Genomic DNA, 12,828 nt, shown 5'->3' with positions numbered 1-12,828 from the left:
CCCGCCCCGCCCGCCGCCCCGCCGCCCCGCCCCGCCCCGCCGCCCCGCCCCGCCGCGCGCCCCGCCCCGCCCCGTGCCCCGTCCCGCCCGTCCCGCCCGTCCCGCCCCACCCGCCCCGCCGCTTCGGTGCTTCCGCGCGAGTGCGGTGCGTGCACCCACCGACGTCGCACGGGAGCACCGAAGTCGCCAGGGCACCGGGCCGATCCGCCCGCGCCCCGGGCGGGCGACCTACGATGGGCGCGTGACCGCAGCCACCGAGCCCGGCCCGGCCCCCGCGGGCCGCCGCGTGCTCCTGGCCGCCCCGCGCGGGTACTGCGCCGGCGTGGACCGCGCGGTCGTCGCGGTCGAGCAGGCGCTCGAGCACTACGGCGCCCCGGTGTACGTGCGCAAGGAGATCGTGCACAACCGGCACGTCGTCGACACGCTCGCGGCGCGCGGCGCCGTGTTCGTCGACGAGACCGACGAGGTGCCCGAGGGCGCCCGCGTCGTGTTCTCCGCCCACGGGGTGTCGCCGGCGGTGCGCGCGGCGGCGGAGGCCCGGTCGCTGCGGACCATCGACGCGACCTGCCCGCTGGTCACCAAGGTGCACAAGGAGGCGGTGCGGTTCGCCGCGGCGGACCTCGACATCCTGCTGATCGGGCACACGGGCCACGAGGAGGTCGAGGGCACGCAGGGCGAGGCGCCCGCGCACGTGCAGGTGGTCGACTCCCCGGAGGCCGTGGCCGACGTGGTGGTCCGGGACGAGAGCCGGGTGGTGTGGATCTCGCAGACCACGCTGTCGGTGGACGAGACGATGGAGACCGTGCGGCGGCTGCGCGAGCGGTTCCCGCTGCTGCAGGACCCGCCGAGCGACGACATCTGCTACGCCACCCAGAACCGGCAGGTCGCGGTCAAGAAGCTCGCGCCGGAGTGCGACGTCGTGATCACCGTCGGGTCGGCGAACTCGTCCAACTCCGTCCGGCTGGTCGAGGTGGCCCTCGAGTACGGCGCCCGGGCGTCGTACCGGGTGGACACCGCCGCGCAGGTCGACCCGGCGTGGCTGGCCGGCGCGCGGACCGTCGGCGTGACGTCGGGGGCGTCGGTGCCCGAGATCCTCGTGCGGGACGTGCTCGACCTGCTGGCGGCGCACGGGTTCGGTGACGTCGAGGAGGTGCGGACCGCGACGGAGGACCTCATGTTCTCGCTGCCCCGGGAGCTCCGCGCGGACCTGCGCGCGTCCGGCGGGGACGACCCGCGCCCGCGCCGCGGCGACCGCCCGGACCTGGCCGTCCGCCCGGTCTGACCGCCCCCGGGTGGCCCGGACCCGGCTGCGGTCGCGCCCGACCCGCCCCCGGCTCGGCCGCGCCCGACCCGCCCCTGGCTCCGCCCGAGCCCGGCTCCGCCCGCGCCCGGCTCAGCCCGCGCCCGGCCCCGCCTCCGGCGTCCGGACGTCCCCGAGCACCGCGTCGTCCAGCGCCCCGAGCGCGTCCGCCGCCCGCCGGCCCGTTCCCGGCGCCGGCGTGCCGCTCGCGTCGAGACCCACGACCTGCTCCGTCTCCCACGCCACGAGCTCCGGCGCGGTCACCACGGACAGCCGCCGCTCCACCGACGGCGGGGTCTCCAGGCCGGCGTCCACCACCCGCAGGTCGGCGAACTTCCGGGCGCTCACCAGCACCCGCGACTCGAGCGACGCCACCGACTGGTTGTAGGCCGTCGCGGCGGAGTCGATGGCCCGCCCGACCTTCGTCAGGTGCCCGCCGAGGGTCGCGATCCGGCCGTGCAGCTCCTTGCCGAGGTCCAGCACCGCCTGCGCGTTGCTGGCCAGCGCGTCCTGCCGCCAGGCGTAGGCGACGGTGCGCAGCAGCGCGAGCAGCGTCATCGGGGTGGCGATCACGACGTCCTTCTCGAACGCGCGCTCCACGATCGCCGGGTCCACGTCGATCGCCGCGTGCAGGAACGCCTCGGCCGGCACGAACATGACGACGAACTCCGGAGCCGGGCTGAACTGGTCCCAGTACCGCTTGGCGGCGAGCTGGTCGACGTGCGCCCGCAGGTGGCGGGCGTGCGCGGCCAGCCGGCGCTCGCGCTCGGCGGGGTCGGTCGCCTCGGCCGCCTCGAGGAACCCGAGGAACGGCACCTTGGCGTCGACGACCACGCGTTTGCCGCCCGCCAGGTGCACGACCATGTCGGGCCGGAGCGGGCCGTCGTCGGTGCGGACCTGGTCCTGCTCGGCGAAGTCGACGTGCGGCAGCATCCCCGCGGCCTCGACGACCCGGCGCAGCTGCACCTCGCCCCACCGGCCGCGCACCTGCGACGACCGGAGCGAGGTGACGAGCTGCGCGGTCTGCTCGCGCAGCCGCCCCGCCTCCTCGCGCATCTGCCGCACCTGCTCGCCGAGCGCGGCGTCGTGCTGCGCCCGGGCCTGCTCGGCGGTGCGCAGCTCGGCCCGCACCGCGTCGAGCGTGCGCGCCAGGGGGTCGACCATCGCGCGCACGGCCTGCTCGCGCTGCGCGAGGTCGCCGGACTGCTCCTGGTGCCGCGCCGCGAGGCTCTGGTGCGCGAGCGCGAGGAACTGCTCGCTGCTCTGCGCGAGCGCGTCGGCGGCGAGCGCGCGGAACCGCTCCGCCTGCCGGTCCGCGTCGACGGCCGTCCCGCCGAGCTCGGCGGCCGTGCGCCACCGCGCCGCCTCCACCTCGGCCCGGCGCAGCCGCGCCCCGGAGCGGCCGGCGGCGAGGAGCCAGCCGAGGGCGACCCCCGCGAGGAGGGCCCCGGCGAGGGCGAGCACAGATCCGGTGTCCATGACCTGCAGATTGCCAGGCGCCACCGACACGCCCGCCCCTATGCTGGGGCGATGGAGCCGATGTCCGCTTTGTCCATCCACGGGCTGTGGAAGCGGTTCGGCACGAAGATCGCCGTGGCGGGCGTCGACCTCGAGGTCCCCGCCGGGTCGTTCTACGGGCTCGTCGGCCCGAACGGCGCGGGCAAGACCACGACGCTCTCCATGGCGACCGGCCTGCTGCGGCCGGACTTCGGGAGCGTGCTCGTGCGGGGGCAGGACCTGTGGGCGGACCCGCCCGCGGTGAAGGCGGGCCTGGGCGTGCTGCCCGACGGCGTGCGGCTGTTCGACCGGCTGACCGGCGCCCAGCTCGTCACCTACGCCGGCCTGCTGCGCGGCCTGGACCGGGACACCGTCCGCGACCGCACCGCCGACCTGCTGCGGACGTTCGACCTCTCGGCCGACGCCGACACCCTGGTGGTCGACTACTCGGCGGGCATGACCAAGAAGATCGGGCTGGCCTGCGCGCTCGTGCACGCGCCGCGGGTCCTGGTCCTGGACGAGCCGTTCGAGGCGGTCGACCCGGTGTCGGCGGCGAACATCCGGGACATCCTCGCGGCGTACGTCGCGGGCGGCGGGACGGTCGTCGTCTCCTCGCACGTCATGGACCTCGTGCAGCGCATGTGCGACCACGTCGCGGTGATCGCCGGCGGCCACGTGCTGGCGCAGGGCACCGTCGACGAGGTCCGGGGCGAGGCGTCGCTCGAGGACCGGTTCGTCGAGCTGGTCGGCGGGCGGCGCACGGAGGGGGCGCTCGCGTGGTTGCGCACCTCGTCCGACTGAAGCTGACCCTGCTGCGCAACGGCCTGCGCCGGAGCGTGTGGCGGGTGATCGGCCTGGTGCTGTCGCTGCTGTACGCGCTGTTCCTGCTCGGGCTCGCGGTGGCGGGGCTCGTCGCCCTCGGCGCGCACGACGACCCCGAGCTCTCCCGCACCGTCGTGGTGCTCGGCGGCGCGCTCGTCGTCGCGGGGTGGTGGCTGCTGCCGCTCGTCGCGTTCGGCGTGGACAGCACGCTCGACCCCGAGCGGTTCCAGCTGTTCGCGATCCGCCGCCGGCACCTGCTGACGGGCCTCACGCTCGCCGGCGTCGTGGGCGTCCCCGGCGCGGCGACCGTGGTCCTGGGCGGGGCGACGGCGCTGGCCTGGTGGCGGGACCCGGCCGCGCTGGCGGCGGGCCTGGTCGGCGGCGTGCTCGGGGTGGCCGTGTGCGTGATCGGCTCCCGGGCGATCACCACGATGCTGGCCCCGCTGGTCGGCGGGCGGCGGTTCCGGGAGGTCGCGGCCGTGCTCGCGATCGTCCCGCTCATGCTGCTCGGCCCGATCCTGCTGGGCGCGACCGCGGGCCTGGCGGCGGTCGCGGACGCGCTGCCGACCGTGGGCGTGGTGGTGGGCTGGACGCCGCTGGGCGCGCCGTGGGCGCTCGCCGCCGACGTCCAGGCCGGGGCGTGGCTCGCCGCGGTGGCCAAGCTCGCGGTCACCGGCGCGACGCTCGGCGTCCTGGTGCTGGTCTGGGACCGCGCCCTGTCGGCGGCGCTGGTGCGGTCGCCCGGCGGCGGGCACGTGTCCCGCAGCGCGGGCCTCGGGTTCTTCGCGCGGTTCCCGGCCACGCCGACCGGCGCCGTGGCCGCGCGCAGCCTCACCTACTGGCTGCGCGACCCGCGGTACGCCGCCGCGGTCGCGGTCGTGCCGGTCATGGTGCTGCTGCTGTGGTTCGTCGGCCGGGGCGGCGGCATCGTGCTGGGCGCGGGCGTCGTCGTGGCGTTCGTCATGGGCTGGTCGCTCTCCGCCGACATCTCCTACGACGACACCGCGTTCTGGACGCACGTCGCCGCACCGGTCTCCGGCCGCGTCGACCGGGCCGGGCGGGCGCTCGCGGGCATGGTCGTCGGGGGCGTGGTCGTGCTCGCGACGGACGTGCTGGTGCTCGGCGTCGCGGGGCGCTGGGACGCGACCGTGCCCGTGCTCGGCATGTCGCTCGGCGTGCTGGCCGTCGGCGTCGGGGCGTCGTCGATCTACTCCGCGCGGGTGGTGTACCCCGTGCCGAAGCCGGGGGACAACCCGTTCTCCACCCCGCAGGGCTCGTCGTTCGCCGTGATGCTCACCCAGTCGCTGGGCATGCTGCTGCTGCTCGCGGTCTGCGCGCCGACGGTCGGGCTCGGGATCGCCGCCGTCGTCACCGGGCACCCGGTGCTCCAGGCCCTCACGCTGGTCGTGGGCCTCGGGTCGGGCGCCGCGGCCCTGGTCGCGGGCGTGCGGGTCGGCGGCGGGCTGTACGACCGGCGGGCGCCGGAGCTGCTGCAGACGATCCGCTCGTTCGCCTGAGGGTCGCCCGGCGCACCCGACTGCGTAGGATGGTCGCCCGTGGCACTCACCATCGGCATCGTCGGCCTGCCCAACGTCGGCAAGAGCACCCTCTTCAACGCCCTGACCCGCGCGCAGGTGCTCGCGGCGAACTACCCGTTCGCCACGATCGAGCCGAACGTCGGCATCGTGCCGCTGCCGGACCCGCGCCTGGACACCCTCGCGGAGATCTTCGGCAGCGAGCGGATCCTGCCCGCCACGGTGTCGTTCGTCGACATCGCCGGCATCGTCAAGGGCGCGAGCGAGGGCGAGGGCCTCGGCAACAAGTTCCTCGCGAACATCCGCGAGGCCGACGCGATCTGCCAGGTGACCCGCGCGTTCGCCGACCCCGACGTCGTGCACGTCGACGGCCGCGTCTCGCCCAAGGACGACATCGAGACGATCAACACCGAGCTCGTCCTCGCGGACCTGCAGACGCTCGAGAAGGTCGTCCCGCGCCTGGAGAAGGAGGTCCGCATCAAGAAGGCGGACCCCGCCGAGCTCGCCGCCGCGCAGGCCGCCCAGGCCGTGCTCGAGTCCGGGCAGACGCTGTTCCAGGGCGCGAAGGCCGCGGGGCTCGACCTCGCCGACCTGGCCTCGCTGCAGCTGATGACGGCCAAGCCGTTCATCTACGTGTTCAACACCGACGACGCCGGCCTCGCCGACACCGCGATGCAGGACGAGCTGCGCGCGTACGTCGCGCCGGCCGACGCGATCTTCCTCGACGCGAAGTTCGAGTCCGACCTGGTCGAGCTCGAGCCCGACGAGGCCAAGGAGATGCTCGCCGAGAACGGCCAGGAGGAGGCGGGCCTCGACCAGCTCGCCCGCGTCGGGTTCCACACGCTCGGCCTGCAGACCTACCTGACCGCCGGCCCCAAGGAGTCCCGGGCCTGGACGATCCGCCAGGGGTGGACCGCGCCGCAGGCGGCCGGGGTCATCCACACGGACTTCCAGAAGGGCTTCATCAAGGCCGAGGTCATCTCGTTCGACGACCTGGTCGAGTCCGGCTCGGTCGCCGCCGCCCGGTCCGCCGGCAAGGCGCGCATCGAGGGCAAGGACTACGTGATGGCCGACGGCGACGTGGTGGAGTTCCGCTTCAACGTGTGACCGGCTGGCGCGCCTCAGCGGCTGCTAGCATCTGGGCTAGCACTTCCGAGGGAGAGGTCCCGGCGCCATGTCCACCATCGTCGTCCGCGGGCTCGACGAGTCCGTCAAGCAGCAGCTCGCCGCCCAGGCGAAGCAGCACGGGCGGTCCATGGAGGCCGAGGCGCGCGACATCCTCACGCGCGCTGCCCGGCGACCCCACATCGGCGTGGCCCTGCTCCGGGCGGCGCGCGCGGCCGGCGACGCGGGCCTCGTGGTCCCGGAGCGCACCGACGACGCCAGGTCGGTGGACTTCGGGTGATCGTGCTCGACACGAACGTCGTCTCGGAGATCTTCCGGCCGGAGCCGGCGCCCCGCGTGGTGGCGTGGCTGGAGGACCTGACGGGCGACGTCGCGATCACGGCCGTGACGCTCGCCGAGCTCCTGGCGGGCGTGCGGCGGCTCCCCGACGGGCGGCGCCGCTCCGCGCTCGTCGAGCAGGTCGACCTCGCGCTCGAGCCGTACCGTGCGACCCGGGCGATCCTCCCGTTCGACGTCGCCGCCGCCGAGCAGTACGCGGACGTCCTGGCCGCGCGCGAGCGGGCCGGTCGCCCGATCCACACGGCCGACGCCCAGATCGCGGCGATCTGCCGGGTGCACGGGGCGACGTGCGCGACGCGGAACGTGAAGGACTTCGCGGACACCGGCGTCGAGGTCGTCGACCCGTGGACCGCATGACCGACGACCTGCTCGCCGCCCTGCGCTGCGACCCCGAGATCCCCGCGCCCGACCTGGTCGCGGTCGACGCCGCCGACCGGCTGCTGCTGGACGAGGCGGCGCCGGCCCTGGCGGACGCGGGGCCCGGGACGGTCGTCGTGGTCGGCGACCGGTACGGCGCGGTGACCCTCGGGGCGGTGCACCGGTTCGGGCTCGCCGGCGTCCGCGCGCACACCGACCGCCTGACGGGCGAGCTGGCCCTCGCGGAGAACGCGGAGCGGGTCGGCGGCGCGGAGGCGTTCCGGTCGCTCGACGCGCTGGACCCGGAGCTGGTCGCCGGCGCCCGGGTCGTGCTGCTCCTGCTGCCGCGGTCGCTCGACGCGCTGGACGAGGTCGCCGGGCTCGTGGCGCGGCACGCCGACCCGGCGGTGGTCGTGGTGGCGAGCGGCCGTGAGAAGCACATGTCCCGGGCGATGAACGACGTGCTCGCGCGGCACCTCGGCGAGGTGCGCGCGAGCCGTGGGCGGCAGAAGGCCCGGGTGCTGCACGCCGCCGGGCCGCTCCCCGGCGACGGGGCCGCGTCCCCGTGGCCCGTCACCGAGCGGCACGACGACCTCGGGCTCACGGTCCGCGCCCACGGCGCCGCGTTCGCCGGGGCGCGCGTCGACATCGGCACCCGGTTCCTGGTCGAGCACCTCGCCGACGCGGCCCCGGACGCCGCGCACGCGGTCGACCTGGGTTGCGGCACCGGCGTGCTCGCGTCCGCGCTGGCCGCCGCCCGGCCCGAGATCGAGGTCGTCGCGACCGACGAGTCGGCGGCGGCCGTCGCGTCCGCCCGGGCGACCGTCGCAGCCAACGGCCTGGCGGACCGGGTCCGCGTCCAGCGGGCGCGGGGGACGGCCGGCATCGCGGACGCGAGCGCGGACCTCGTGCTGCTCAACCCGCCGTTCCACGTCGGCGCCGCCGTGCACGACGGCGTCGCCCGCGAGCTGTTCGCCGAGGCCGCGCGGGTGCTCCGGCCGGGCGGCGAGCTGTGGTGCGTGTGGAACTCGGGCCTCGGCTACCGGCCGGCGCTGCAGGCGGCCGTCGGCCCGACCCGGCAGGTCGCGCGGAACCCGAAGTTCACGATCACGGCGTCCCGCCGGGTCTGACCGCGCCCGGCCGCCCGGCGGCTCACAGCAGCGTGGTCAGCACGCCCCCGTCGGCGCGCACCGCGGCCCCGTTCGTCGCCGACGACAGCGGGCTCGCCAGGTACACGGCGAGCCGGGCGATCTCCTCGGGCTCGAGGAACCGCTGCACCAGCGACGTGGTCCGGGCCGCGGCGAGGGTGCCCTTGAGCGCGTCGGCCGGCACGCCCTGCGCCTGCGCGATCCCCTCCACCGCCCGCGCGACCCCGTCGGAGTACGTCGGCCCGCCGAGGATCGTGTTCACCGTGACACCGGTGCCGCGGGTCAGCTTGGCCAGCCCGTTCGCCAGCGCCAGCGCCGCCGCCTTGGACACGCCGTAGTGGACCATGTCCGCCGGGACGTCCACCCCGGACTCGCTGTTCACGAACAGCACCCGGCCCCGCCCGCGGGCGAGCATGGGCCCGAGCAGCCGGCGCGCGAGCCGGACGCCGCTCATCAGGTTGACGTCCAGGTACCGCCGCCAGTCCGCGTCGGTGATCGACTCGAACGGGGCGACCTCGAACAGGCCCGCGTTGTTGACCAGCACGTCGACGTCGCCCAGCTCGTCCAGCAGCCGCTCGACCTGCGCGGCGTCGGCGACGTCGGCGGCGATTGCCGAGACCGCGCCGCCCGGCACGACGGCGCGCAGCCGCGCGACGGCGTCCCGCACGCGGCCCTCGTCGCGCCCGTTCACGACCACCTCGGCGCCCTCGTCCAGCAGCGCCCGCGCGATCGCGAAGCCGATGCCCTGCGTCGAGCCGCTCACGAAGGCCCTCGTCCCGGCCAGCTGCAGATCCACGTCGTCCCTCCCCGTGCCGCCGCGGGGCGCGGCAGGCACTTGCTCAGGAAAGTGAAGCTAGACCGTGGTTGCTTGCCTGAGCAAGTCACGCACTAGGCTGCCGCCATGACCGACACGTCTGCCGACCTCGCCGGCGACGACCTCGCGACCTGGTCCGCCCTCGCGACCGTCCTCGAGTGGCTGCCGCCGGCGCTCGACGCGCAGCTGCAGCGCGACGCGGGGATCACGCACTTCGAGTACGGGGTCCTGTACGCGCTGGGCCGGGCGGAGGGCGGCACGCTGCGGATGAGCGTGCTGGCGGGGTACGCGAACAGCACCCTGTCCCGGCTGTCCCGGGCGGCGGCCCGGCTGGAGTCCCGCGGGTGGCTGCGCCGGGAGCCCGACCCGGCGGACGGGCGCTACACGCTCGCGATGCTCACCGACGCGGGGCGCGCGGCGGTCGCCGGTGCGACCCCGGGGCACGTCGCCGCGGTGCACCGGCTGGTGCTCGACCGGCTCACGCCGGCGCAGGCGCGGCAGCTCCGGGAGATCAGCCTCCGGATCGCCGGCGGCATCCGCGAGGAGGGCGGGTGGCGGCCGGGGAGCGCCCCGGGAGCGGGGGAGCAGGACCCGAGGGCGTGACCCGAGGCGGCGGTGTCGTCCGTGCCCGGCGCGACGTCACCCCTCCCCGGCGGCCCGCCGCACGAGCTCCCGGATCGCCGCCTCCTCGGCCGCGCCCACCCGCGTGAGCGCGTACGCCGTCGGCCACATCGCCCCGTCGTCCAGCCGCGCGTCCTCGTTGAAGCCGAGCGAGGCGTACCGGGACCCGAACTTCGACCCTGGCTGGAAGAACAGCACGGCCTTGGGCGCGCCGTAGGCCGGCATCCCGTACCAGGTGCGGGGCGCCAGGCCGGGCGCGACCTCCCGGACGATCGCGTGGACCCGCTCCGCCATGGCGCGGTCGTCGTCGGGCAGCTCGGCGATCTTGGCGAGGACCTCGGCCTCCGCGTCGGCGCCCTTCCCGCGCTTCCGCGCGGCGCGGACCTCGGCGGCGCGCTCCTGCATCGCGGCGCGCTCCTCGGCGGTGAAGCTCGCGGTGGACTCACGGGTCTCGGTCATGCTCGGCGCCTCCTGCTCGGACGGGTGCGGTCGTGCTCCACCGTAGGAGCGCAGGTCGAGGCGGTGCTTCTCCGATCCTGACCGACCTCCCGGTTCGGAGGGCGGGCCGCTGCGACCGGCCGCCGTACGCTCGCGTCGAGCCGGTCGGCCGACCGTCGGGCGACCCGCCGCGGAGGCGACGATGCTGTCCGACCACCCCGCGATGCCCTGCCTCGCCGTGCGGGACCTGGGGCGCGCGCGCCGGTTCTACGAGCAGACCCTCGGGTTCCGCGCGACGCAGCCACCCGGGTCGCCCGGGGCCGACGACATGGGCGTCGTCTACGCCACCGGGTCCGGCGGGATGCTGGTGTACCCGTCGTCCTACGCGGGCACCAACCGGGCGACAGCGGTCACGTTCCAGGTCGCGGACGAGGCGTTCGACCGCGAGGTCGGGGCGCTGCGGTCGAGCGGCATCGGCTTCGAGACGTTCGAGCTGCCGTCCGGCGAGTGGCGGGACGGCGTGCTCGTGGACGGCGCGATGCGGGCGGTCTGGTTCGAGGACCCGGACGGGAACGTCCTGAACCTCCAGACGGTGGAGGCACCGGCCGGCGCGTGAGGCCGGCGTCGTCGACCGGCGCTTAGCACACCCGCCGCGGGTCCCGCTCGGCGGGCGACCTGTCGCGCCCGGGCGCGAGGCTCCCCGCCCGGACGATCCCGATGTTTCCGGCTCGTTTCCGGCACGTAGCGTCTTGGATGCTGGACACTACTGCTCAGTATCGATCCGGTAACGATCGCCCTCCGCAGGGGTCTGGGTGACAGATGTCGGTTTTGGGGTCACTAGCGTTGCCCCATCCATGGCGGGACCGTGCGTCTGCCGTGCTCGGGACGACCCCTCCGGTCGGCCCGCGCGGCGAGGGACACGCGGGCGCCACCTTCACAGGAGGAACATTGAAGATCAGGCGAATCAGCGCCGCGGTGGCCGCGGTGGCCGCGGGGGCCCTCGTGCTCACCGCGTGCTCCGGCCCCGCGGAGGAGACCGAGATCGAGGGCAGCACCTCGGTCAACGTCGGGTGGAACGAGCCCTTCCGCTCGACCAACAACCTGACGGCCAACGGCAACGCCACGGCGAACGCGAACATCGTCTACTTGACGACCTCGTTCTTCAACTACTACGACGGCGACCTGAACCTCGCGAAGAACGAGGACTTCGGGTCGTACGAGGTCGTCTCCGAGGACCCGCTCACCGTCAAGTACACGGTCAACGAGGGCGTGACCTGGTCCGACGGCGAGCCGGTCGACGCGGCGGACATGATCCTGTTCTGGGGTGCCCAGAACGACAAGTTCGACACGGTCGCCGCCTCCGACGTCGCCGTCGACGACGAGGGCAACTCCGAGGTCGCCGAGGGCGAGGTCTACTTCGACTCGTCGTCGCCGGCGATGAACCAGATCTCGACGTTCCCGGAGATCGGCGACGACGGCCGCTCCGTGACGTTCGTCTACGACACCCCCCGCTCCGACTGGGAGGTGTCGATGAACCAGCCCAGCCCGGTCGCGGCGCACGTGGTCGGTCGGCTGGCGCTGGGCGTCGAGGACCCCACCGAGGCCAAGCAGGCCGTCGAGGACGCGTTCGAGAACAACGACGCCGAGGCGCTCGCGAAGATCGCGGACACCTGGACGAACGCGTTCAACTTCACGTCGCTCCCGGACGACCCGGACCTGTACCTCTCGTACGGCGCCTACGTCATCTCGGACTACGTCGAGAACCAGTACCTCACGCTGACGCGCAACGAGAACTACACGTGGGGCCCGGAGCCGAAGGTCGACTCGATCACGATCCGCTACTCGGAGGACCCGCTGGCCTCGGTCACGGCGCTCCAGAACGGTGAGGTCGACCTCATCGCGCCGCAGTCGTCCGTGGACGTCCTCGCGACGCTCGACGGCATCGACGGCGTCTCGTACACCACGGCGCCCGAGGGCACCTACGAGCACGTCGACCTGACCTTCGACAACGGCGGCCCGTTCGACCCGGCCACCTACGGCGGCGACGCGGAGAAGGCCCGCAAGGTCCGCGAGGCCTTCCTCAAGACGATCCCGCGCCAGGAGATCATCGAGAAGCTGATCACCCCGCTGCAGGAGGACGCCACCACGCGCGACTCCTTCCTGTACGTCCCGGGCTCGCCCAACTACGACACGGTCGTCGCCGAGAACGGCTCCGACGCGTGGACGGACGTCGACATCGAGGGCGCCAAGGCGCTGCTCGCCGAGGCCGGCGTGACCACCCCGGTGGACGTGCGCTTCCTCTACGGCAAGTCGAACGTGCGCCGTGCGAACGAGTTCCAGCTCATCCAGGCGTCCGCCACGCAGGCCGGCTTCAACGTCATCGACAACGGTGACGACACCTGGGGCACCATCCTCGGCACCGGCACCTACGACGCGGCGCTGTTCGGCTGGCAGTCGACCAACACGTTCATCCTGAACGCCGAGGCGAACTACGTCACAGGTGGCCAGAACAACTACGGCGGCTACTCGAACACCGAGGTCGACGCCCTGTGGGCCCAGGTCAGCACCAACACCGACCCGGACCGCGAGGCCGAGCTGGCCGTCCAGATCGAGCAGAAGCTCAACCAGGACGCCTTCGGCGTCAACATCTTCCAGTTCCCGGGCGTGGTCGCGTACCGCGACGTCCTGCAGGGCGTCTCGACCATCGCGTTGTCGCCGACGATCTTCTGGAACTACTGGGAGTGGGAGATCAGCGCCTCCGACAGCCTGGACGCGCCGAGCGCGTCCGAGTCGGAGTGACCTCCGCACCGCTCGCCTGAGCACGCCGGCACG

General features: G+C 74.6%; 13 protein-coding genes. 10 read left to right on the top strand and 3 right to left on the bottom strand.

What is annotated here, in order from left to right:
• The first annotated feature begins 241 nt into the window (after positions 1 to 241).
• Positions 242 to 1,282, top strand: coding sequence for a 4-hydroxy-3-methylbut-2-enyl diphosphate reductase (locus Cpa01nite_RS09120; protein WP_203668434.1), 1,041 nt, complete (start codon positions 242 to 244; stop codon positions 1,280 to 1,282).
• A 111-nt stretch (positions 1,283 to 1,393) separates the two neighbouring features.
• Here the strand turns inward: Cpa01nite_RS09120 and Cpa01nite_RS09115 are convergent, their stop codons facing one another.
• A complete protein-coding gene (locus tag Cpa01nite_RS09115; protein WP_203668433.1) occupies positions 1,394 to 2,779 on the bottom strand; it encodes a DNA recombination protein RmuC in 1,386 nt (461 codons plus the stop codon).
• A 51-nt stretch (positions 2,780 to 2,830) separates the two neighbouring features.
• Between Cpa01nite_RS09115 and Cpa01nite_RS09110 the strand changes: the two genes are divergently transcribed.
• From Cpa01nite_RS09110 to Cpa01nite_RS09085, 6 genes are all read left to right on the top strand, one after another.
• Positions 2,831 to 3,598 carry an ABC transporter ATP-binding protein gene (locus tag Cpa01nite_RS09110; RefSeq protein ID WP_203668432.1) on the top strand — a complete coding sequence of 256 codons (768 nt, stop codon included), beginning with the start codon at positions 2,831 to 2,833 and terminating at the stop codon, positions 3,596 to 3,598.
• Positions 3,574 to 5,136 carry a hypothetical protein gene (locus tag Cpa01nite_RS09105; RefSeq protein ID WP_203668431.1) on the top strand — a complete coding sequence of 521 codons (1,563 nt, stop codon included), beginning with the start codon at positions 3,574 to 3,576 and terminating at the stop codon, positions 5,134 to 5,136. Before Cpa01nite_RS09110 ends, Cpa01nite_RS09105 begins: the two co-directional genes overlap by 25 nt.
• Positions 5,137 to 5,175: 39 nt before the next feature.
• A complete protein-coding gene (ychF, locus tag Cpa01nite_RS09100; RefSeq protein ID WP_203668430.1) occupies positions 5,176 to 6,261 on the top strand; it encodes a redox-regulated ATPase YchF in 1,086 nt (361 codons plus the stop codon).
• 67 nt (positions 6,262 to 6,328) lie between these two features.
• The gene (locus Cpa01nite_RS09095) at positions 6,329 to 6,559 is read left to right on the top strand and encodes a FitA-like ribbon-helix-helix domain-containing protein (RefSeq protein WP_203668429.1); all 231 of its coding nucleotides are present in this window, start codon (positions 6,329 to 6,331) and stop codon (positions 6,557 to 6,559) included.
• Entirely contained in the window at positions 6,556 to 6,975 is a 420-nt protein-coding gene (locus Cpa01nite_RS09090; RefSeq protein ID WP_203668428.1) for a type II toxin-antitoxin system VapC family toxin, read from the top strand. Before Cpa01nite_RS09095 ends, Cpa01nite_RS09090 begins: the two co-directional genes overlap by 4 nt.
• Positions 6,972 to 8,105: a class I SAM-dependent methyltransferase gene (locus tag Cpa01nite_RS09085; protein WP_203668453.1), complete on the top strand. Its 1,134-nt coding sequence runs from the start codon at positions 6,972 to 6,974 to the stop codon at positions 8,103 to 8,105. The genes Cpa01nite_RS09090 and Cpa01nite_RS09085 overlap by 4 nt, the downstream gene beginning before the upstream one ends.
• Positions 8,106 to 8,127: 22 nt before the next feature.
• On the opposite strand, the gene Cpa01nite_RS09080 is transcribed toward Cpa01nite_RS09085, so the two are convergent.
• Positions 8,128 to 8,919, bottom strand: coding sequence for an SDR family NAD(P)-dependent oxidoreductase (locus Cpa01nite_RS09080; RefSeq protein ID WP_203668427.1), 792 nt, complete (start codon positions 8,917 to 8,919; stop codon positions 8,128 to 8,130).
• Positions 8,920 to 9,024: 105 nt separating this feature from the next.
• Here Cpa01nite_RS09080 and Cpa01nite_RS09075 point away from each other — a divergent pair, with 105 nt between their 5' ends.
• Positions 9,025 to 9,540 carry a MarR family winged helix-turn-helix transcriptional regulator gene (locus tag Cpa01nite_RS09075; protein ID WP_203668426.1) on the top strand — a complete coding sequence of 172 codons (516 nt, stop codon included), beginning with the start codon at positions 9,025 to 9,027 and terminating at the stop codon, positions 9,538 to 9,540.
• 36 nt (positions 9,541 to 9,576) lie between these two features.
• On the opposite strand, the gene Cpa01nite_RS09070 is transcribed toward Cpa01nite_RS09075, so the two are convergent.
• The gene (locus Cpa01nite_RS09070) at positions 9,577 to 10,017 is read right to left on the bottom strand and encodes an iron chaperone (RefSeq protein WP_203668425.1); all 441 of its coding nucleotides are present in this window, start codon (positions 10,015 to 10,017) and stop codon (positions 9,577 to 9,579) included.
• A 181-nt stretch (positions 10,018 to 10,198) separates the two neighbouring features.
• Here Cpa01nite_RS09070 and Cpa01nite_RS09065 point away from each other — a divergent pair, with 181 nt between their 5' ends.
• Together Cpa01nite_RS09065 and Cpa01nite_RS09060 are read left to right on the top strand one after the other, a co-directional pair.
• A complete protein-coding gene (locus tag Cpa01nite_RS09065) occupies positions 10,199 to 10,612 on the top strand; it encodes a VOC family protein (RefSeq protein WP_203668424.1) in 414 nt (137 codons plus the stop codon).
• Between the two features lie 332 nt (positions 10,613 to 10,944).
• Positions 10,945 to 12,795: an ABC transporter family substrate-binding protein gene (locus Cpa01nite_RS09060; RefSeq protein WP_203668423.1), complete on the top strand. Its 1,851-nt coding sequence runs from the start codon at positions 10,945 to 10,947 to the stop codon at positions 12,793 to 12,795.
• The last annotated feature ends 33 nt before the right edge of the window (positions 12,796 to 12,828 follow it).

The sequence above is a fragment of the Cellulomonas pakistanensis genome (genome assembly GCF_016862755.1).
GTDB classification, from domain to species: domain Bacteria; phylum Actinomycetota; class Actinomycetes; order Actinomycetales; family Cellulomonadaceae; genus Cellulomonas; species Cellulomonas pakistanensis.
The sequence above is the reverse complement of the archived record's forward strand: the minus strand, read 5'-3'. Positions and strand labels throughout refer to the sequence as shown.

Excerpts from the sequence above, each read along its gene's own strand:
- Cpa01nite_RS09115 (WP_203668433.1), bottom strand. The coding sequence starts at position 2,779 with ATGGACACCGGATCTGTGCTCGCCCTCGCCGGGGCCCTCCTCGCGGGG.
- Cpa01nite_RS09110 (WP_203668432.1), top strand. The coding sequence starts at position 2,831 with ATGGAGCCGATGTCCGCTTTGTCCATCCACGGGCTGTGGAAGCGGTTC.
- Cpa01nite_RS09095 (WP_203668429.1), top strand. The coding sequence starts at position 6,329 with ATGTCCACCATCGTCGTCCGCGGGCTCGACGAGTCCGTCAAGCAGCAG.
- Cpa01nite_RS09085 (WP_203668453.1), top strand. The coding sequence starts at position 6,972 with ATGACCGACGACCTGCTCGCCGCCCTGCGCTGCGACCCCGAGATCCCC.
- Cpa01nite_RS09075 (WP_203668426.1), top strand. The coding sequence starts at position 9,025 with ATGACCGACACGTCTGCCGACCTCGCCGGCGACGACCTCGCGACCTGG.
- Cpa01nite_RS09070 (WP_203668425.1), bottom strand. The coding sequence starts at position 10,017 with ATGACCGAGACCCGTGAGTCCACCGCGAGCTTCACCGCCGAGGAGCGC.
- Cpa01nite_RS09065 (WP_203668424.1), top strand. The coding sequence starts at position 10,199 with ATGCTGTCCGACCACCCCGCGATGCCCTGCCTCGCCGTGCGGGACCTG.